The 17,658-nt window shown below is 68.3% G+C and carries 21 protein-coding genes and 4 tRNA genes; 21 read left to right on the top strand and 4 right to left on the bottom strand.

Annotated elements, in window-relative coordinates; genetic code table 11:
• Positions 1-27 precede the first annotated feature (27 nt).
• From ACZ48Y_RS08760 to ACZ48Y_RS08770, 3 genes are read left to right on the top strand one after another with little or no spacing between them, the layout of a single operon-like run.
• Positions 28-339 (top strand): NifB/NifX family molybdenum-iron cluster-binding protein, encoded by a 312-nt coding sequence (locus ACZ48Y_RS08760; protein ID WP_464740443.1) that lies wholly within the window; start codon positions 28-30, stop codon positions 337-339.
• Between the two features lie 3 nt (positions 340-342).
• Positions 343-735, top strand: a complete 393-nt coding sequence (gene mce / locus ACZ48Y_RS08765; protein ID WP_464740445.1) for a methylmalonyl-CoA epimerase — start codon at positions 343-345, stop codon at positions 733-735.
• Positions 732-1,076, top strand: a complete 345-nt coding sequence (locus ACZ48Y_RS08770; RefSeq protein ID WP_464740447.1) for a VanZ family protein — start codon at positions 732-734, stop codon at positions 1,074-1,076. The genes mce and ACZ48Y_RS08770 overlap by 4 nt, the downstream gene beginning before the upstream one ends.
• Here the strand turns inward: ACZ48Y_RS08770 and ACZ48Y_RS08775 are convergent.
• From ACZ48Y_RS08775 to ACZ48Y_RS08790, 4 genes are read right to left on the bottom strand one after another with little or no spacing between them, the layout of a single operon-like run.
• On the bottom strand, positions 1,033-1,494 hold the full coding sequence (locus ACZ48Y_RS08775) for a DUF2267 domain-containing protein (protein ID WP_464740449.1): 462 nt from the start codon (positions 1,492-1,494) through the stop codon (positions 1,033-1,035). The two genes, ACZ48Y_RS08770 and ACZ48Y_RS08775, sit on opposite strands and share 44 nt — an antisense overlap.
• 52 nt (positions 1,495-1,546) lie before the next feature.
• Positions 1,547-2,824: a TRAP transporter large permease gene (locus tag ACZ48Y_RS08780; RefSeq protein WP_464742900.1), complete on the bottom strand. Its 1,278-nt coding sequence runs from the start codon at positions 2,822-2,824 to the stop codon at positions 1,547-1,549.
• 22 nt (positions 2,825-2,846) lie between these two features.
• Positions 2,847-3,356, bottom strand: coding sequence for a TRAP transporter small permease subunit (locus tag ACZ48Y_RS08785; protein WP_464740451.1), 510 nt, complete (start codon positions 3,354-3,356; stop codon positions 2,847-2,849).
• The gene (locus ACZ48Y_RS08790; protein ID WP_464740453.1) at positions 3,353-4,318 is read right to left on the bottom strand and encodes a TRAP transporter substrate-binding protein; all 966 of its coding nucleotides are present in this window, start codon (positions 4,316-4,318) and stop codon (positions 3,353-3,355) included. The genes ACZ48Y_RS08785 and ACZ48Y_RS08790 overlap by 4 nt, the downstream gene beginning before the upstream one ends.
• Before the next feature lie 68 nt (positions 4,319-4,386).
• Between ACZ48Y_RS08790 and ACZ48Y_RS08795 the strand changes: the two genes are divergently transcribed.
• From ACZ48Y_RS08795 to rplL, 18 genes are all read left to right on the top strand, one after another.
• Entirely contained in the window at positions 4,387-5,274 is an 888-nt protein-coding gene (locus tag ACZ48Y_RS08795; protein WP_464740455.1) for a DeoR family transcriptional regulator, read from the top strand.
• A complete protein-coding gene (locus ACZ48Y_RS08800) occupies positions 5,264-5,947 on the top strand; it encodes a molybdenum cofactor biosynthesis protein (protein WP_464740457.1) in 684 nt (227 codons plus the stop codon). Before ACZ48Y_RS08795 ends, ACZ48Y_RS08800 begins: the two co-directional genes overlap by 11 nt.
• Positions 5,948-5,977: 30 nt before the next feature.
• Positions 5,978-6,592 carry a hypothetical protein gene (locus ACZ48Y_RS08805; RefSeq protein WP_464740459.1) on the top strand — a complete coding sequence of 205 codons (615 nt, stop codon included), beginning with the start codon at positions 5,978-5,980 and terminating at the stop codon, positions 6,590-6,592.
• Complete coding sequence (locus tag ACZ48Y_RS08810; protein WP_464740461.1) at positions 6,589-8,325, top strand: hypothetical protein; 1,737 nt, start codon at positions 6,589-6,591, stop codon at positions 8,323-8,325. Before ACZ48Y_RS08805 ends, ACZ48Y_RS08810 begins: the two co-directional genes overlap by 4 nt.
• 45 nt (positions 8,326-8,370) lie before the next feature.
• Entirely contained in the window at positions 8,371-10,833 is a 2,463-nt protein-coding gene (gene topA, locus ACZ48Y_RS08815; protein WP_464740463.1) for a type I DNA topoisomerase, read from the top strand.
• 42 nt (positions 10,834-10,875) lie between these two features.
• On the top strand, positions 10,876-12,657 hold the full coding sequence (gene typA, locus ACZ48Y_RS08820) for a translational GTPase TypA (protein ID WP_464740465.1): 1,782 nt from the start codon (positions 10,876-10,878) through the stop codon (positions 12,655-12,657).
• 88 nt (positions 12,658-12,745) lie between these two features.
• Positions 12,746-12,821 (top strand) — tRNA-Thr (locus tag ACZ48Y_RS08825).
• Between the two features lie 8 nt (positions 12,822-12,829).
• A tRNA-Tyr gene (locus ACZ48Y_RS08830) sits at positions 12,830-12,915 on the top strand.
• Positions 12,916-12,918: 3 nt separating this feature from the next.
• Positions 12,919-12,994, top strand: a tRNA-Gly gene (locus ACZ48Y_RS08835).
• Positions 12,995-12,997: 3 nt separating this feature from the next.
• Positions 12,998-13,073, top strand: a tRNA-Thr gene (locus ACZ48Y_RS08840).
• A 67-nt stretch (positions 13,074-13,140) separates the two neighbouring features.
• Entirely contained in the window at positions 13,141-14,358 is a 1,218-nt protein-coding gene (gene tuf / locus ACZ48Y_RS08845) for an elongation factor Tu (RefSeq protein ID WP_464740467.1), read from the top strand.
• Positions 14,359-14,409: 51 nt separating this feature from the next.
• On the top strand, positions 14,410-14,574 hold the full coding sequence (rpmG, locus tag ACZ48Y_RS08850) for a 50S ribosomal protein L33 (protein ID WP_464740469.1): 165 nt from the start codon (positions 14,410-14,412) through the stop codon (positions 14,572-14,574).
• Position 14,575: 1 nt separating this feature from the next.
• Positions 14,576-14,770, top strand: coding sequence for a preprotein translocase subunit SecE (gene secE, locus ACZ48Y_RS08855; RefSeq protein ID WP_464740471.1), 195 nt, complete (start codon positions 14,576-14,578; stop codon positions 14,768-14,770).
• Positions 14,767-15,339 carry a transcription termination/antitermination protein NusG gene (gene nusG, locus ACZ48Y_RS08860; protein ID WP_464740473.1) on the top strand — a complete coding sequence of 191 codons (573 nt, stop codon included), beginning with the start codon at positions 14,767-14,769 and terminating at the stop codon, positions 15,337-15,339. Before secE ends, nusG begins: the two co-directional genes overlap by 4 nt.
• A 49-nt stretch (positions 15,340-15,388) precedes the next feature.
• Positions 15,389-15,826, top strand: a complete 438-nt coding sequence (rplK, locus tag ACZ48Y_RS08865; protein WP_464740475.1) for a 50S ribosomal protein L11 — start codon at positions 15,389-15,391, stop codon at positions 15,824-15,826.
• Positions 15,819-16,508, top strand: coding sequence for a 50S ribosomal protein L1 (rplA, locus tag ACZ48Y_RS08870; RefSeq protein ID WP_464740477.1), 690 nt, complete (start codon positions 15,819-15,821; stop codon positions 16,506-16,508). The genes rplK and rplA overlap by 8 nt, the downstream gene beginning before the upstream one ends.
• A 221-nt stretch (positions 16,509-16,729) precedes the next feature.
• A complete protein-coding gene (rplJ, locus tag ACZ48Y_RS08875; RefSeq protein ID WP_464740479.1) occupies positions 16,730-17,260 on the top strand; it encodes a 50S ribosomal protein L10 in 531 nt (176 codons plus the stop codon).
• Between the two features lie 10 nt (positions 17,261-17,270).
• A complete protein-coding gene (gene rplL, locus ACZ48Y_RS08880) occupies positions 17,271-17,651 on the top strand; it encodes a 50S ribosomal protein L7/L12 (RefSeq protein ID WP_464740481.1) in 381 nt (126 codons plus the stop codon).
• Positions 17,652-17,658: the final 7 nt, after the last annotated feature.

A 17,658-nucleotide genomic window follows, 5' to 3' on the forward strand; every position in this document is an offset into this window, starting at 1 on the left:
TGGCAGGCCCCCGCGTAGGCTGGGGGCATGCGGATCGTCATCGCGGTGATGCCGGACGGCGAGCGGCTCTACCCGGGGCCGTTCGGCCACAGCCCTTACTACGCGATCTACGAGAAGGGGGAGGAGGGGTGGCGGCGGGTGGCCCTCCTCGAGAACCCCTACGCCCGCGAGGAGGGCGGGCAGAAGGCGAACAAGCTGGTGCGGCTTTTCGGGCCCAGCGACCTCTGGCTGGGGGCGCGCTTCGGCCACGCCCACCACGGGCACGCCCACCACGGCCCGCCGGTGCCCCACCGCGAGGTGCGGGCCCCGACCGTCGAGGCCGCCTTGAAGGAGCTTTGAGCGATGCGCCTGCACCACGTGGGGATCGCGGTGGCCGACCTCGAGGCCGCCAAGACGCGCTGGGCGGTCCTCGGCTACCGGGTGGTCGCCGAGGGGGAGGTCCCCGAGCAGGGGGTGCGGGTGGCGATGCTCGAGGCCGAGGCCGGCGCGGCGATCGAGCTGCTCCTGCCCACCGACCCCGCCGGTCCGGTGGCTCGCTTCCTCGATCAACGCGGCGAGGGGCTGCATCACCTGGCGGTCGCCGTTCCCGAGATCGAGGCTGCGCTCGAGGCCCTGAGGGCCCGGGGCTGGCCGCTCGTTGATACGCGACCGCGGGTGGGCTTCGGCGGCCACCGGGTGGCCTTCGTGCACCCCAAGGCCCTCGGGGGGGTGCTCTTGGAGCTGGTCGAGGCGTGAGCTGGCCTTACCTGGGGGCGGCCATCGCCTACATGGGGCTGATCTTCGCCCTCTCGGCGCTTCCCGGCAGCGCGGTGGGGTTGCCCCCTCCCTGGGACAAGCTGGCCCACGCGCTCGAGTACGCCCTCCTCGGCCTCCTCCTCGCCCGGGGCCTGGGCCGCCCGGGTCCCGCCCTCTTCCTGGCCGCGCTCTACGCGCTCAGCGACGAGTGGCATCAAAGCTTCGTCCCCGGCCGCGAGGCCTCGGCCGGGGACTGGGCGGCAGATCTGCTGGGGGCGCTGCTCGGTGCCTTCTGGCTCAGCCGGCCTTGGGGCAGCCCTCCTCGGGCCAGAGCTCCCTGAGGTGCTTGGGGAGGATGTGCAGGATGTCCTCGATCTCGCCCTCGCTGATCCGGCGGCAGAGCACCTTGAAGACCGCACGGGCCACCGCCTCCGGGTCGACGTCCGGCTCCTGGGCCCGGGTGGTCTTGAAGGCCTGGTAGATGTGCTTTAAGAACGCTTCCTGGTGCCGTTCCTTGAGCGGCTTGTGGGTGGGGTCCCAGCCCTCGTAGTAGATGCCCCGGATCAGCATCGGCAGCTGCGCCCCCAGCTGGGCCACCTCCTCGACGGTCAGCCGGTCGCGGAGCGCGTGGAGCACCGCGCGCAGCGCCAGGTAGGCCTTGTGCCGGTCGTCGGTGCCCAGCGCCTCCATGATCTCCTTCAACCACTTGTGGGTCTTGTGCAGCGTGGTGTCGAAGACCTCGAGCCCGGTCAGCGGCATCCGGATCCCCCCTTTCAGTCCGGTTTTATTCTAAAACTTTATTTGCCCGCGATCAACTTCCCAGCATGCGCCGGGGCAGAACGAGGGCCAGCTCCGGAAAGGCGGTGATCAGCACCGCCAGCCCCATGAGCACGAAGAAGAAGGGCAGCGCGGCGCGGGCCACGAAGGAGATCGGCTTGCCGCTGATCCCCTGGATCACGAAGAGGTTGAAGCCCACCGGGGGGGTGATCTGGGCCGCTTCGACCATCAGCACCAAAAAGATCCCGAACCAAAGCGGGCTGAACCCCGCGGACTTGATCAGCGGCAGGACGATGGGCAGGGTCACCACGATCATCGAGATCCCGTCGAGGAAGAAGCCGAGCACGATGTAGAAGAGGGCCAGGACGAAGATCAGCGCGTAGGGGGAGAGCTGCATCTGGGCGATGGCCTCGGCGATGGCCCGGGGAATCCCGATGTAGCCCATCGCGGTGGTGAGCACGCTGGCCCCGGCGACGATCAGCCCGATCATGCTGGTGGTGCGCACCGCGCCCAGGGTGGCCCGAATGACCTCCTTCACGGTCAGGGTGCGGTAGAGGTAGGCGAGCACGAGCGCCCCCACCACGCCGATCGCCGCCGACTCGGTGGGGGTCGCGAGCCCGGCGTAGATGCTGCCCAAAACCGCGAGGATCAGCAGGGTCACCGGCAGCAGGTCGAAAAGCCCCTTGAGGCGCTGGCCCCAGGTGTAGCGCTCCCTCGCCGGGGGGGCCAGCTCGGGGCGCAAGAGCCCGATCAGGACCAGGTAGCCGGAAAAGCCCAGGGCCAGGAGCAGGCCGGGCACGATGCCGGCGATGAAGAGCCGGCCGATCGAGACATCGGCGAGGACGCCGTAGATGATCATCACCAGGGAGGGCGGAATGAGGAAGCCCAGGGTGCCCGCGCCGGCCAGCGAGCCCACGATGAGGCGCTCGTCGTAGCCGCGCTTTTTCAGCTCAGGGATGGTGATCTTGCCGATCGTCGCCGCGGTTGCCGCGGAGGAGCCGGAGATCGCGGCGAAGAGCGTGCTGGCGGCGACGTTGACGTGCAAGAGCCCCCCGGGCAGCCGCCCCAGCCAAGGGGCGAGGCCGTCGAACATCTTCTCCGAGATCCGGGTCCTGAGCAGGATCTCGCCCATGTAGATGAAGAGCGGCAGGGCCACCAGGGCCCAGGAGTCGGCGGCGTTCCAGGCGATGTTCGAGAGGACCCGGATGGGAGAGGGGTTGGCGAAGAACTCGAGGCCAAAGAGCGCGGTGAGAAAGAGCGCCACCGCGACCCAGACGGAGAGCCCGAGGAGCAGGAAGAGCACCCCGATCATCGCCGCGGTGGCGGTCAGGATCTCAGGACTCACGTCGCCTCCAGATCGGTCCAGGGTCGAAGAGGCTCTTCAAGAAGAGGGCCACGAACTCCAGGAAGAAGGTCACCGCCCCCGCCAACGCCAGCCCGTGGGGGTAGACCATCGGCGTGCGCGCGGGGGTGAAGCTGCGGGTCTGGTAGTGCCAGGCGTCCAAAAAGAGCTGCCAGAAGGCGATGACCAAGAGCAGGGAGAAGAAGACCCCGAGGGCCAGGGCCAGCCGGTCCAGCCAGCGCCGCCCCTCGGGCCCCAGGCGCTCGTAGAGCAGCCCCACGCGGATGTGCTCGCCGTGGGCCAGGGTGTAGCCCGCGGCGCCGTAGATCATCCCCGCGAGGAAGTAACCGGAGTACTCCTGGGCCACCAGCGTGGAGCGGCCGAAGGCGAGGCGCAGGCTGATCTCGGTGAAGATCAGCGCCGTGGTCACCACCAAAAGGGCCCCGGCGACCCAGCCCATCAGGGTCGCCAGGGCCTCGAGCCCCCGGATGAGGGCCTTCATTCGCCGAAGTAGGCCTTGAAGATCGCCTGGCCCGCTTCGCCCGCGAGCTTAAGCCACTTGTCCCAGAGCGTCTTCGCGGCCTGCTTCATCGCCGCCTGGAGCTCGGGGTTGATCTTCTTGATCACCGTCATGCCGTGGTTCTTCAGCGCGATCTCGGAGACCAGGTCGGCCTGCTTGGAGTTCTTCCACTGCTCGGCCTCAACCTGCTTGGCGGCCTCGAGCACCGCGGCCTGCACCTCCTTGGGCAGGGCCTCGAACATCCGCTTGTTGACGATCACCATGTTCAGGGGATAGGCGTAGTTGATGCGGTGGAAGTAGCGGGTGACCTCCCAGAGCTTGGCGTCGACGCCGGTGACGGTCGAGGTCAGCACCGCGTTGACCAGGCCGGTGGAGAGGGCGGTGTAGAGCTCGGAGAAGGGGATCGGGATGCCCTCGGCCCCGAGCAGGCGCACGAACTCCGCGGAGTTGGCGTCGTAGGTGCGCACCTTCAGCCCCTTGAAGTCGGCCGGGCGTTCAAGGCGCTTTTTCGCGTAGAGCCCCGAGGGCGGCCAGGGCGCGGCGTAGAGGAGCATCGCGTTGTTGCGCTCGAGCGCTTTCTCGTAGTAGGGGCGGGCGATCTCGTAGAGCCGCCAGGCGTCGTCGTAGCTTCCTGCCAGGAGGGGCAGCGAGGTCAGGCCGAAGATCGGCTCGTCCCCCTGGACGTTGCCCATCAGCACCTCGGCGATGGGCAGGGTGCCGTCGCGCACCACCCGCAGGATCTCGGCCCCCTTGAAGCCCAGGGCGCCGCCGGGGTGGACGACGATCTCGAGCGCGCCACCGGTCTTTTGCTTGACCAGCTCGGCGAAGCGCACGACCCCCTTGGTGTGGAAGTTGCCGGGGGGCCAGGCGACGTGCATGTCCCACTTCGCGGCAAGGCCTAGGCCTAGGGCGAAGACGGCGAGGATCCAAAACGCTTTCTTCATACTGATACCCCCTTTCTCCCCGGATTTTTGCAAAATTATGCACGCCCGGTCAAGGCTAGAATGCAGGTGTGACGGAGCGTCAGGCCGCGCTCATCAAGGCCCTCGTCGAGCGCTACGTCGAGGCCAACCGGCCGATCCCTTCGCGGCTGTTGGCCGAGGCCCTCGGGGTGAGCCCGGCGACGGTGCGCTACGACCTCCTTGCGCTGGAGGCCGCGGGCTACGTCCAAAAGCCCCATGCTTCCGCGGGACGGGTGCCCACGACCAAGGCGCTGCACGCCTACGCGCTGGGCCTCCTGCCCCCGGCTCCGTTGCCCGCGCCCACCGCGCGAGCGATGCGCCGGGCGCTCGAGAACGCGGGTCAGGACTGGCCGCGCCTGGCCGCCCAGATGGCCTCGCGGCTGGCCGGCTACCCGGCCCTCTTGCGGCTGGTGCCCCGGGACGAACCGCAGGTGGTCCAGGTCCACCTCACCCCGCTCGAGGACCAGCGCGTCCTGGCGCTCGCGGTGCTCGAGGGGGGGCGGCTGCGCCAGGCAGTCTTGGACCTGCCCTTTGCCCCGGAACCGGAGCTGTTGGCGGCGGCGGAGCAGGGGGCCGCCGACTCGCCCAAGCTGGCGGCGCTGCAGTCGGCGTTGAAAGGGGCCTTCGCCACCGCCAAGGACGAACGCTACATCGCCGGGGTGGCCGAGCTGCTCTCCGAGCCGGAGGCCAAGGACCCGGCCTTCCTGGCGCGGGTGTTGAGCCTCTTGGAGGCCCCGCCCAGGGGGCCGCTCACCCCCGAGGGCCGCTACAACATCCGCCTCGAAGGCGGCGCGGCCTGGGTGCAGGCCGGCTTCGGCCGACCGGGTTGGCACGGGGAGCTCTCCCTGGTAGGGCCCGAGCGCATGCGCTATGCTCGGGCCTTGAGCGTGGCACGGACCTTGAGCGAGACGCTGGGAGGGGGGAAGGATGAAAGTTAAGATCAGGCTCTTTGCCGCTTTTCGCGAGATCGCGGGGCGGGACGCGTTGGAGCTCGAGCTCGAAAACGGGGCAACGGTCGCGGACGCGGCCCGGGCGCTCGAGGCCCGGTTCCCCGACCTCAGGCTTTCCGGGGGGATGGCCGCGGTGAACGAGGCCTTCGCTGGTCCCGACCAGCCGCTCGCCGAAGGGGACGAGCTCGCCTTTTTGCCTCCGGTTTCGGGAGGTGCAAACGAGCGGCTGGGTCTGACCGAGGCCCCGCTCGAGCCCCTGATCCCCGAGGTGGTGGCCTGGGCGGTGCGGCCGGAATACGGCGCGCTGGCCCTCTTCTTGGGGACCACCCGCAGTCCCAACAAGGGGCAGACCGTCGACCACCTGGTCTACGAGGCCTACCCAGGAATGGCCGAGAAGGTGCTGACCCAGATCGCCGAGGAGATGCGCGCGCGCTGGCCCTTGGGCCGGATTGCGCTCCTGCACCGGTTGGGCCGGGTGGATCCGGGCGAGGCCTCGATCCTGATTGCGGTCAGCAGCCCCCACCGCCCCGAGGCCTTCGCCGCCGCCCGCTACGCGATCGACCGGGTCAAGGTCATCCTCCCGGTATGGAAGAAGGAGGTCCTGCCCGACGGGGCGTTTTGGGTCGAGGGTGGGGCGGACCCGGCCTTTCGGCTGGAATAGGGCCCGTATAATGCCGGGCTAAGGGGGCGTATGCAGGAAGAAGACGCGGTGATCGACGCGCTCGCGGCGTTCGGGCTCCCGCCGGCCGCAGCCCGTAACCTGATCGAGCGAGCAAAGCGACGGCACCCTCCTCTGCTGACCCCGGAGGACTGGGTGGCCTTCTTGGAAGGACCGCTGGTGGAAGAGATCCAGCGCATCATCCCCGTCTTTCAGCCGGTGGGGGCCTACGCCCGCTTGATCGAGGCGCTACGCGCCCGTGCCCAGCGCAGCGCGACCCCGCCGCCGGTGGAGACCGAACAACGCAGCCGGCGCCGCCAGGTGGACCTGAGCTCGGTCGAGGACCGGCGGCGGCTCCTTTCCGAGGTGGCCCGCGAGGAGGGCACGCTGGGGGTGATGCTGATCGGGCCGGGGAGCGCGGAGGTGCGTTTTCCCGGGGCCGAGGCCTCCTTACCGCCCCTGCTCTACGCCGCCCATCGCATCTTGGCCCGGCGTCCCTATAAGGTCGGCTATATATTGATGGAAGACGCGGTGATCTTCGCCCGTCCCCTTGGGCGGCACCTCCTGGCCGTGGTGGCCAAGCGGGGAGCTAACCTCGGGCGGTTTATGGCGAGGCTCTTGCAGGTGGAAGAAGGAGGCGGTGCATGAAGCGATGGATCTTGGTGCTGGCGTTCCTGGGGCTGGCCTTGGCCGCGGCGCCGCCGGTCGTGACCCTCTACGATGCGGTGGTGCCTCGGGTGCTCGAGGCCAAGCGCGTGCTCGCCACGGACCCCGCCCAGGCGCTCCTGCTGGTAGACGAGGCCAAGAAAGCCTTTCAAAAAGGCCAGGATCAGCTGCCCGAGGTGATCGCCCAGGGCATCGCCCGGGCGCTCGAGGACGCCCGGGTCTCGGTGGCGCGCCGCAGCAAGGCGGACCTCGAGGGGCGCATCTGGGTGCTCCGCGGGGCGTTCGGCAAGGCCCTCTACGACGCCTTCTTCGAGGCCGTCAGCCGCGGCGATCTGGAAGCTGCGAAGGTCATTCTGGACCGCCTTATCGAGGCCACCGCCCGGCCTCCCGAGCTCAAGGAGCGGGCATGGGCGCTGGCCCAGGCCAGGGAGATCGAGGGCTTGCGCCGGCTCTTCGAGCGGGCCTACCTGGAGGCAATCGCCAAGACCCTCGAGCTCGCCCAAACCGGAGAGGACCGGGTCCGGGCCTACGCGCTCACCTCGAAGGCCTACGGGCTTTTCCTGGTCATCCAAGACTCCCCACGGGTCGGGGCGTTGACCTCCAAGGCCTTCGTCAGCGCGCTGGAGAAGCTGACCTCGGGGGACGTCGACGGGTTTAAGGCGGAGGTCGCCGCCCTCGCCGCCGAAGCCCGGCGTGCGTTGGAGGCGATCGCCCCGGCGCCGGCGCCAAGGGCCGCCGCGCCCAGCGCGCCGGCACCGCAGCCGGTGCCGGCACCGGTGGCCCCTCAGCCCTCGCAACCGGCGACCCCGAAACCCGCGGCCACGGCGCCCGCCAAGCCCAAGCCGAAGCCGAAGCCCAAGTACGACCCCATGCTGGTGGCCCGCTTCACCGATGACCTCAACCTGCTCCTCAACGACCCTAAGAAGGCCCGCCAGGTGGCGCTTACCTTGATCTCCGCGGGCGTCGAGAGCATCGACGATTGGCGCGAGCAGCTCTACATCGCCGAGGGCTACGTCGCCACCGCCCAGGCCTACCTCTCGACCGGGCAGTACGACCGGGCGCGGACCTACCTGGGGTTTGCCCTGGGGCGCTACCGCTTTAGCCTCTACCCCCTGGTCGAGGCCGTGGACCCCGTTTTGGCGCAGGCGACCGAGGCCTTTTTCGAGCGCATCTCCACCGGGCTTGGCCTGCGTTCCTCGGACGTCGCGGTCTTGGCGGTGGCCCTGGAGCGGGTGCGGGACCGGGTCTTCGACGAGCCGGTCAGCCCCTGGTTCAACGCCCAGATCGCCGTAGAGAACGCGACCTTCGGTCTGCCCCGGGCGGTGATGTTCCTGATCGCCGGGATCCTCGCGCTCTTTCCCCTCTACCTGATCCGCCTGACCTTCGGGGGGCGCAACGTCTACTGGCGCTTCCTTGGTCTGGCCTTCTTCTTCCTGCTCTTGCCGGCGATGCTCGAGGGCCTCTCCTACCTCGGCGACATCCTCGCGGTCTACGGGGGCCTGCCCCAGCTCGCGGTGCTCTCCAACCTCTCACTCTTCCAGAGCATCGTGGTGCAGATCGCCTGGGGGGTCTTGATCTTCTTGGTCATCGTCTTCGCTGGCTGGGGCCTTTGGGGTATCGCTCGCCAGTTTGGCCTGATCCGCGATCGCGGCGAGTCCAGCCCCTCGCCCACCACGACCAGCGAGTCGATGATCGAGTGGGACGAGGAGTTCTAGCGCCGGGCTTTAACCCCTGCCGTCCGGCGCGGTATACTTAGGTTTGTGCCGCAAAAGACCCTCATCGTCGTCGAGTCTCCGGCCAAGGCGCGGACCCTGGCCCGCATCCTGGGGCGGGGGTACGAGGTTAAGGCCAGCCTAGGCCACATCGTCGACCTGCCCGAGCGCAAGCTCGGGGTGGACGTCGAGAAGGGCTTCGCGCCGGAGTACGTCGTCAAGCGGGAGAAGAAGAAGGTCGCCAAGGAGCTCGCGGCGGCGGCCAAGCGCGCCGACCGCGTCCTGGTGGCCACCGACCCCGACCGCGAGGGGGAGGCGATCGGCTACCACGTGGCCCGGTTGCTCGAGCTCGACCCCCAGGCCCCGATCCGGGCCGAGTTCCACGAGATCACCCCGCGGGCGGTCAAAGAGGCGATCCAGCGCCCCCGCACCCTGGACCTGCACCGCGTCGACGCCCAGCAGGCGCGGCGGGTGCTGGACCGGCTCGTCGGCTACAACCTCTCCCCACTCCTTTCCGAGAAGTTCCGCAAGCGTGCCCTCTCCGCGGGGCGGGTGCAGTCGGTGGCGCTGCGGCTGGTGGCCGAGCGCGAGGCCGAGATCGAGGCCTTCACCCCGCAGGAGTACTGGACCCTCGAGGGCCGGTTCGTTCGCGGCGAGGACGCGTTCGTCGCCGAGCTCTTGAGCGTGGACGGCCGGCGGCTGGTGGAAAAGCGCGGCGGCCGCGAGGCCTTCCTCATCACCGACGCCAAGACCGCCGAGGCCATCAAGGCGCGAGCCCAGGCGATCGGGGCCTTTCGCGTCGTCAAGAGCGAGCAAAAGGAGCGCCAGAAGAAGGCCCCGCCCCCCTTCACCACCAGCACCCTGCAGCAGGCGGCCTCGACCCGCTTCGGCTGGAGCGCCGGACGCACCATGCGCGTCGCCCAGCGCCTCTACGAGGGGGTGGACCTCGGGGGGGAGACGGTCGGGCTGATCACCTACATGCGCACCGATTCGGTGCGCGTGGCCCCGGAGGCGGTCGCCGAGGTGCGGCCCTTCATCGCCTCCAGCTTCGGCCCCGCCTATTTGCCCAAGACCCCACCCGTCTACCGTGCCAAGAAGGGGGCCCAGGAGGCCCACGAGGCGATCCGGCCCACCAGCGTGCTGCGCACCCCGGAGAAGGTGCGGCCCTACCTCTCGGACGAGGAGTTCAAGCTCTACGACCTGATCTGGCGCCGCTTCGTGGCCAGCCAGATGACCCCCGCCCGCTACCTGCAGACCCGGGCTGACCTGGCGGCCGGCGGCCTGGTCTTCCGCGCCAGCGGCAGCAAGCTCTTGTTCGACGGCTACCTCCGGGTCTGGGGCCGGGAGGAGGGCGACCGCGACCTGCCGCCCCTCGCGGAGGGGGAGACCGCCCGCCTCGTCGAGGTCCGCCCGGAGCAGCACTTCACCCAGCCGCCGCCGCGCTACACCGACGCCAGCCTGGTCAAGGCCCTGGAGGAGAAGGGGATCGGCCGGCCCAGCACCTACGCCCCCACCATCGAGACCCTGGAAAAACGCGCCTACATCGCCCGCGAGGGCCGGAGCCTGCGGCCGACCCCGCTGGGCCGGGAGGTCGTCGCGTTCCTCAAGACCCATTTCCCCAGGGTCCTGGCCTACGACTTCACCGCCCGGATGGAGGCGGAGCTGGACCGGGTCGAGGAAGGGGCGCGGGCCTGGCCGGAGGCGGTGCGGGTCTTCTTCGAGCCCTTCATGGAGGAGTTCAAGAAGGTGCCGCGGAAGACCTGCCCCGTCTGCGGCCGGCCCCTCGAGGTCAAGGCCGGGCGCTACGGCCAGTTTTTGGGTTGCACCGGCTACCCCGAGTGCACCTACACCGAGCCGCTGGAGGAAAAGCGCGAGGCCGAGCCCATCGGCGAGGCCTGCCCGGCGTGCGGCGCGCCGCTGGTGCGCAAGTGGGGGCGCTACGGCCCCTTCATCGCCTGCAGCCGCTACCCGGAGTGCACCTACACCCGCGACGAGGCCCCCTCGACCGGCCTGACCTGCCCCAAGTGCAAGAAGGGCGAGATCGTCGCCAAGAAGAGCCGCAAGGGGCGGACCTACTGGCGTTGCAGCGAGGCCGACTGCGATTTCGTGGTCTTCGACCCCCCGACCGAGACCCCTTGCCCAACGTGCGGCTGGCCGATGGTGAAAAAGGGCAAGGCCGGCACGCTGAAGTGCTCGAACCCCGCCTGCCCGGACTACGCCTACCCCCGGCTCTTGGAAAAGCGCGCGCAAAAACCGAAGGCCAAGCCCAAAAAGGCCAAGGCCGCCAAAAAGCCGAAGGCCAAGGCCAGCTGGGAGGAGCTCTCCCGCTTCCTCGACGCCCTCTCCGAGGAGGAGGCCCGGATCGCCACCCTGGTCGAAGGCCAGGGGCAGCCCCTGGAAGCGGCCGCCGAGGCGTTGGGGCTGACGCTTGAGGCCGCCAAAAGACTCCACAAGCGGGCGCTCTTCAAGCTGCGCATGGCCTTTGGCCGGGCGAAGAAGGCCGCGGTCTAGGCGCTTGCGTTTGGGCGCCAGAACCGGTAGGGTTGGTTGTTTATGAGCCTTCGCAACATCGCCATCATCGCCCACGTGGATCACGGCAAGACCACCCTCGTGGACGAGATGCTCAAGATCAGCCAGGCCCTTTCGCGGGGGGAGTTCACCGAGCGCGTGCTGGACTCGGAGGACCTCGAGCGCGAGCGGGGGATCACCATCCTGGCCAAGAACACCGCCCTGATCTGGAAGGGCACCAAGATCAACATCGTCGACACCCCGGGGCACGCCGACTTCGGCGGCGAGGTGGAGCGGGCGCTTTCGATGGTCGACGGGGTGCTGCTCCTGGTCGACGCCGCCGAGGGGCCGATGCCCCAGACCCGCTTCGTCCTGCGCAAGGCGATCGAAGCCGGCCTCAAGCCGATCGTGGTGATCAACAAGGTGGACCGCGAGGGGGCCCGCCCGGACGCGGTGCTCTCCGAGACCTTCGACCTGATGGCCGAGCTCGGGGCCAGCGAGGACCAGCTCGACTTCCCCTACCTCTACGCGGTGGGCCGCGAGGGCAAGGCCTGGCGCGATGGGGAGGCGCCCAACGACCTGGCCCCGCTCTTGGACACGATCCTCGAGCACGTCCCCCCGCCGAGCGCCGCCGAGGGCCCGTTCTTGATGCGCGTGGCCAACCTCGACCGCTCCGCCTACCTGGGAAAGATCGCGATCGGCAAGGTGCATCAGGGTCGGGTGAAGAAGGGGGACACCCTGGTCGTGCACGCAAGCGGCGCCCCCCGGACCCTGCGCGCGGTCGCGGTCTTCACCTACCAGGGCCTCTCCCGCCTCGAGGCCGACGAGGTTCTCCCCGGGGACATCGTGGCCATCGCCGGGATGGAGGGGGTGGAGATCGGCGACACCCTCGCCGCCTCCTTCGAGGCCACCCCGCTCCCCCGGTTGGCGGTGGACGCCCCGACGGTGGCCATCCGCATGCTGCCCAACAGCAGCCCCTTCGCCGGGCGCGAGGGCGCCTACGTCACCGGCCGCCAGCTCGAGGCGCGCCTCATGAAGGAGCTCGAGACCAACGTCGCTCTCCGGGTGGAAAAGCAGGACGCCGAGGCCTTCGTCCTCAAGGGCCGCGGCGAGATGCACCTGGCGGTGCTCTTAGAGAACATGCGGCGGGAGGGCTACGAGTTCGCGGTCGGCCCCCCGGAGGTCCTGATGCGGGGCGACCAGGAGCCCTACGAGCGGCTGGTCGTCGACCTTCCCGAGGCGCGCTTCGGTGCGGTGATGGAGTTCCTCGGGCAGAAGAAGGCCGAGCTTTTGAACCTGGTTCCCGAGGGGACGCGCGTCCGCGCCGAGTTCCGCGTGCCCGCGCGGGCGCTCTTCGGCTTTAAGAGCCGCTTTTTGACCCTCACCGGGGGCGAGGGGCTCTTCGCCCAGAGTTTCGACGGCTACGGGCCTTACGCGGGCGCGTTGCCCCGGCGCCAGAGCGGTAGCGCCTACGCCACCGCGTCCGGCCGCGCCTTCGCCTACGCGATCGGCAAGCTCCAGGAGCGGGTGCGCTTTTTCATCGCCCCGGGGGAGGAGGTCTACGCTGGAATGGTGGTCGGCGAGCACGTCCGCGAGGGCGACCTCGGGGTCAACGTCACCAAGAACAAGAAGCTCACCAACATGCGCGCCGCCGGTTCCGACGAGACGATCAAGCTCACCCCGCCGCGGCGGCTGACCCTCGAGGCCGCGTTGGGCTTCCTCGCCGAGGACGAGCTGCTCGAGGTCACCCCCAAGGCGTTGCGCCTGCGCAAACGCCACCTCAGCGAGGCGGAGCGTAAGCGCGCCGAGCGGGAAAACGTCCGATGACCAAGGCGATAGCTTGACACCTTTTTTCTCGATGTGCTAGGCTGCTTCTTCGGGCAGGGGTCCCATCCCCCGGCCCAGCCCCCAGGGTGCCACCCTAGCTCAACTGGTAGAGCGCCCGACTTGTAATCGGGGGGTTGGGGGTTCGACTCCCCTGGGTGGCTCCAAGAGGCGTGGGCAGGTGTCCCGAGTGGCAAAGGGGGCGGTCTGTAAAACCGTTGGCGTATGCCTTCGTGGGTTCGAGTCCCACCCTGCCCACCACGCGCGGGAGTAGCTCAGTTGGTAGAGCATCGGCTTCCCAAGCCGAGGGTCGCGGGTTCGAGTCCCGTCTCCCGCTCCACGGGCTCGCGTAGCTCAGCCGGTAGAGCACTCCCTTGGTAAGGGAGAGGTCGCCGGTTCAAGTCCGGCCGCGAGCTCCAAATCCGCGAGGGTCAGACCACGCCCGCTTTATGCGGGCGGGTTTGCCCTGCTAGGAGGCAGAAAGAGATGGCGAAAGAGGAATTCAAACGCACGAAGCCGCACGTGAACGTAGGGACGATCGGGCACGTGGACCACGGGAAGACGACGCTGACGGCGGCGATCACGTTTGCTGCGGCGGCGGAGAACCCGAACGTCGAGATTGCGGACTACGACCAGATTGACAAGGCGCCGGAGGAGAAGGCGCGGGGGATCACGATCAACACCGCGCACGTGGAGTACGAGACGGCGAAGCGGCACTACAGCCACGTGGACTGCCCGGGGCACGCGGACTACGTGAAGAACATGATCACCGGGGCGGCGCAGATGGACGGGGCGATCCTGGTGGTCAGCGCGGCGGACGGTCCGATGCCGCAGACCCGGGAGCACATTCTGCTGGCGCGTCAGGTGGGGGTGCCCTACATCGTCGTCTTCATGAACAAGGTGGACATGGTGGACGACGAGGAACTCCTCGAGCTGGTGGAGATGGAGGTTCGGGACCTGCTGAACCAGTACGAGTTTCCCGGGGACGAGGTGCCGGTGATCCGGGGCTCGGCGCTGAAGGCACTGGAGGCGCTGCACGAGAACCCCAACACCAAGCGCGGGGAGAACGCGTGGGTGGATAAGATCTGGGAGCTTTTGGACGCGCTGGACGAGTACATTCCGGAGCCCCAGCGGGAGGTGGACAAGCCGTTCTTGATGCCGGTGGAGGACGTGTTCACGATCACTGGTCGGGGGACGGTGGCCACCGGTCGCGTGGAGCGGGGCAAGCTGACGGTGGGCGAGGAGGTGGAGATCGTCGGCCTGCGGCCCACCCAGAAGACGGTGGTGACCGGACTGGAGATGCACCGCAAGGTGTTGAAGGAGGCGATTGCCGGGGACAACATCGGCGCGCTGCTGCGGGGCATTGCGCGGGACGAGGTGGAGCGGGGGCAGGTGCTGGCGAAGCCTGGGACGATCACCCCGCACACCAAGTTTGAGGCGCAGGCGTACATTCTGACGAAGGAGGAAGGCGGGCGGCACACGGGGTTTTTCTCGGGGTACCGGCCGCAGTTCTACTTTCGCACGACGGACGTGACCGGGGTGGTCACCCTGCCCGAGGGGGTGGAGATGGTGATGCCCGGGGACAACGTGAACTTCACGGTGGAGCTCATCAAGCCGATTGCGCTTGAGGAGGGGCTGCGCTTTGCGATTCGCGAGGGCGGCCGCACCGTGGGCGCCGGCGTCGTCACCAAGATCCTGGAGTAGTCCGCTCGCCGGGGCCGGCGCGCGCCGGCCCCGGGATTTGGAAAGGAAGCCATGGCCAGCGACGTCCGCATCATCATCCAGCTCGAGTGCACCGAGTGCAAGCGCCGCAACTACACCACCGAGAAGAACCGGCGCAACACCCCCTCCAAGCTTGAGCTGAGGAAGTACTGCCCCTGGTGCAGGAAGCACACCGTGCACCGGGAAGTGAAGGTCTAACATGCTGGCGCGGATCGTGACCTACTTTCGGGAGGCCCGCGCCGAGCTCGCCCGGGTGACCTGGCCGAGCCGCGAGGAGATCATCCAGTCCACCGAGGCGGTGCTGCTCTTCACCTTCTTCATGATGGTCCTCCTTTGGCTCTACGACGTCTTCTTCGGTTGGGCGATCGGGGTCATCCTAAGGTTCTTGCGATGAGCATCGAGTGGTACGCGGTCCACACCTACGTGGGCTACGAGGACAAGGTCAAGGAGAACATCGAAAAGCGTGCCCGGGCGCTGGGCATGCAGGACAAGATCTTTCAGGTCCTGATCCCCTCCGAGGAGATCGTCGAGCACCGCGAGGGCGGCCAGAAGGAGATCGTCAAGCGCAAGCTCTTTCCCGGCTACGTCTTCGTCCAGATGGACCTCGGCGACAACCCCGAGGAGCCCAACGAGGCCTGGGAGGTGGTGCGCAACACCCCCGGCGTCACCGGGGTGGTGGGCACGATCGACGATCGCGGCAAGTACCGGCCGGTGCCCCTGACTCCGGAGGAGGTGCAGCGGATCCTCGAGGCCGCGGGCGTGGCCAAGGAGAAAGAGGGTCCGAAGGCCGAGGTCAGCTTCAAGGAAGGGGATCAGGTCCGGGTGGTGAGCGGCCCCTTCGCCGACTTCACCGGCACCGTGGCCGAGATCCATCCCGAGCGCAACAAGGTCAAGGTTTTGGTCTCCATCTTCGGCCGGGAAACCCCGGTCGAGCTGGACTTCTCCCAGGTCACCAAGGCCTAGGGCTAGCGTTCGTACCCCGAAGTTCGGGGGAGCTAGGAGGCAGAAAAACATGGCAAAGAAAGTCGTTGGTTTCGTCAAGCTGCAACTGCCCGCGGGCAAGGCCACCCCGGCCCCCCCGGTGGGCCCGGCGCTGGGTCAGTACGGCGCCAACATCATGGAGTTCGTCAAGGCCTTCAACGCTGCCACCGCCAACATGGGCGACGCGATCGTCCCGGTGGAGATCACCATCTACGCGGACCGCTCGTTCTCCTTCGTCACCAAGACCCCGCCGGCCTCCTACCTGATCCGCAAGGCCGCGGGGATCGAAAAGGGAGCCTCGGAGCCGGGCCGCCAGAAGGCCGGCAAGATCACCTGGGACGACTGCCTGAAGATCGCCGAGATGAAGATGAAGGACCTCAACGCTGCCAGCCTGGAGGCCGCGGCGCGGATGATCGCCGGTTCGGCCCGCTCGATGGGCGTGGACGTGGAGGGGATGCCCGATGCCTAAGCGCGGCAAACGCTACCTCAACCTCCTGGAAAAGGTCGACGTCAAGAAGACCTACACCGTCGACGAGGCGGCGCGGCTGGTGAAGGAGCTGGCCAGCACCAAGTTCGACGAGACCGTCGAGGTCCACGTCAAGCTGGGCATCGACCCCCGCAAGTCGGACCAGACCGTGCGCTCCACCGTCGCCCTGCCGCACGGGACCGGCAAGGCGGTGCGCGTCCTGGCCATCGCCAAGGGCGAGAAGCTCAAGGAGGCCGAGGAGGCCGGGGCGGACTACGTTGGCGGCGAGGAGATGGTCAAGAAGATCAAGGAAGGCTGGCTGGACTTCGACGCCGTCGTCGCCACCCCGGACATGATGGGCGTGGTGGGCAAGGAGCTCGGCCGCATCCTGGGTCCGCGGGGCCTTTTGCCCAACCCCAAGGCCGGAACCGTCGGCTTCAACATCGGCGAGATCGTGCGCGAGATCAAGGCCGGGCGGATCGAGTTCCGCAACGACAAGACCGGCGTGGTCCACGCCCCGATCGGTAAGGCCAGCTTCGAGCCGGAAAAGCTCGCGGAGAACCTGCGCGCCTTCATGAAGGCCCTGGAGGCGGCGAAGCCGGAGGCCGCCAAGGGGACCTTCATCAAGAGCGTGCACGTGGCGCCGACGATGGGGCCCTCCCTCAAGGTCAAGTACCCGAGCTAGGAGAGGGAGGGGGCGGAACGTGATCCTGCACACTGGTCTTTTCGCCCCGCGTTCGGTATGGTTTAGCTTTGGCACCCCGGTGCGGACGCGGTCCGCGCCAAGCCGCTGAAGACAGCGGGGGGCGATTCGCCTTAAACATCCCGCCGAGGCGCTTTTGGGGGAAAGCGTTTCGAAACCCTAGGCAAACCGTGGGGTCCCCCGCCCCGGAGAGGAAGGGAGACGTGCCCAATCCGAGAAACGTGCGCCTTCTTGGGGAGATCAAAAAGCACCTCGAGGCCACCGGAGGGTCGTTCTTCCTCGTCGACTACCAGGGGCTCGACGCCCACGAGGACTTCCGGCTCCGCCGCGATCTGCGGGAGAGGGGGGCGCGGCTTTTTGTCGCCAAGAACACCCTGATCCGGATCGCGATGGAGGAGCTGGGGCAGGCCTCGATCGAGGAGCACCTCAAGGGCCCCTCGGCCCTGGTCTTCTTCGAAGACCCGGTGGCCGCGGCGAAGGTGCTCACCAAGTTCGCCGAGGAAGTCGGCAAGGAAGTTCCCAAGGTCAAGGCGGGGCTCCTCATGGGCAACGTGCTTTCGGCCGAAGAAGTCCAGGCTTTGGCCAAGCTGCCCAGCGAGGAGGAGCTCAAGGCCGAGCTGGTCGGCGTCTTGAGCGCCCCGTTGATGGAGTTCGCGGGCGTGCTTTCCGGCGCGCAGCGTGAGTTGGTCGGTCTCTTTGAGGCCCAGGCGAAGAAGCTAGAGGAAGCAGCATAGGAGGTAGGAGATGGCGCTAGACGTAGACGCGATCATGGAGCAGTTGAACCAGGCCACGGTGCTCGAGCTGAAGCAGCTGATCGACCGCATCAAGGAGGAGTGGGGCGTCGAGGCGGCGGCCCCGGTGGCGGTCGCGGCGGTCCCCGGCGCGGCCGGCGGCGAGGCCCCGGCGGCCGAGGAGAAGACCGAGTTCGACGTCGTCCTCAAGTCCCCCGGCGGCCAGAAGCTTCAGGTCATCAAGGAGGTCCGCGCGATCACCGGCCTGGGGCTCAAGGAGGCCAAGGAGCTGGTCGAGAAGGGCGGCGTGATCAAGGAGGCCGTGAGCAAGGAAGAGGCCGAGGCCCTCAAGAAGAAGCTCGAAGAGCTCGGCGCCGAGGTCGAGCTGAAGTAGCGCTTCG

Source organism: Rhabdothermus arcticus (genome assembly GCF_055382915.1).

What these genes read in the sequence shown, in the direction of transcription:
- ACZ48Y_RS08810 (WP_464740461.1), top strand. Translation starts at nt 6,589, where the DNA reads ATGAAGCGATGGATCTTGGTGCTGGCGTTCCTGGGGCTGGCCTTGGCC.
- ACZ48Y_RS08790 (WP_464740453.1), bottom strand. Translation starts at nt 4,318, where the DNA reads ATGAAGAAAGCGTTTTGGATCCTCGCCGTCTTCGCCCTAGGCCTAGGC.
- rplA (WP_464740477.1), top strand. Translation starts at nt 15,819, where the DNA reads ATGCCTAAGCGCGGCAAACGCTACCTCAACCTCCTGGAAAAGGTCGAC.
- secE (WP_464740471.1), top strand. Translation starts at nt 14,576, where the DNA reads ATGCTGGCGCGGATCGTGACCTACTTTCGGGAGGCCCGCGCCGAGCTC.
- typA (WP_464740465.1), top strand. Translation starts at nt 10,876, where the DNA reads ATGAGCCTTCGCAACATCGCCATCATCGCCCACGTGGATCACGGCAAG.
- rpmG (WP_464740469.1), top strand. Translation starts at nt 14,410, where the DNA reads ATGGCCAGCGACGTCCGCATCATCATCCAGCTCGAGTGCACCGAGTGC.
- rplK (WP_464740475.1), top strand. Translation starts at nt 15,389, where the DNA reads ATGGCAAAGAAAGTCGTTGGTTTCGTCAAGCTGCAACTGCCCGCGGGC.
- tuf (WP_464740467.1), top strand. Translation starts at nt 13,141, where the DNA reads ATGGCGAAAGAGGAATTCAAACGCACGAAGCCGCACGTGAACGTAGGG.
- ACZ48Y_RS08780 (WP_464742900.1), bottom strand. Translation starts at nt 2,824, where the DNA reads ATGATCGGGGTGCTCTTCCTGCTCCTCGGGCTCTCCGTCTGGGTCGCG.
- mce (WP_464740445.1), top strand. Translation starts at nt 343, where the DNA reads ATGCGCCTGCACCACGTGGGGATCGCGGTGGCCGACCTCGAGGCCGCC.
- ACZ48Y_RS08805 (WP_464740459.1), top strand. Translation starts at nt 5,978, where the DNA reads ATGCAGGAAGAAGACGCGGTGATCGACGCGCTCGCGGCGTTCGGGCTC.
- ACZ48Y_RS08800 (WP_464740457.1), top strand. Translation starts at nt 5,264, where the DNA reads ATGAAAGTTAAGATCAGGCTCTTTGCCGCTTTTCGCGAGATCGCGGGG.
- rplL (WP_464740481.1), top strand. Translation starts at nt 17,271, where the DNA reads ATGGCGCTAGACGTAGACGCGATCATGGAGCAGTTGAACCAGGCCACG.
- ACZ48Y_RS08775 (WP_464740449.1), bottom strand. Translation starts at nt 1,494, where the DNA reads ATGCCGCTGACCGGGCTCGAGGTCTTCGACACCACGCTGCACAAGACC.
- nusG (WP_464740473.1), top strand. Translation starts at nt 14,767, where the DNA reads ATGAGCATCGAGTGGTACGCGGTCCACACCTACGTGGGCTACGAGGAC.
- ACZ48Y_RS08760 (WP_464740443.1), top strand. Translation starts at nt 28, where the DNA reads ATGCGGATCGTCATCGCGGTGATGCCGGACGGCGAGCGGCTCTACCCG.
- ACZ48Y_RS08785 (WP_464740451.1), bottom strand. Translation starts at nt 3,356, where the DNA reads ATGAAGGCCCTCATCCGGGGGCTCGAGGCCCTGGCGACCCTGATGGGC.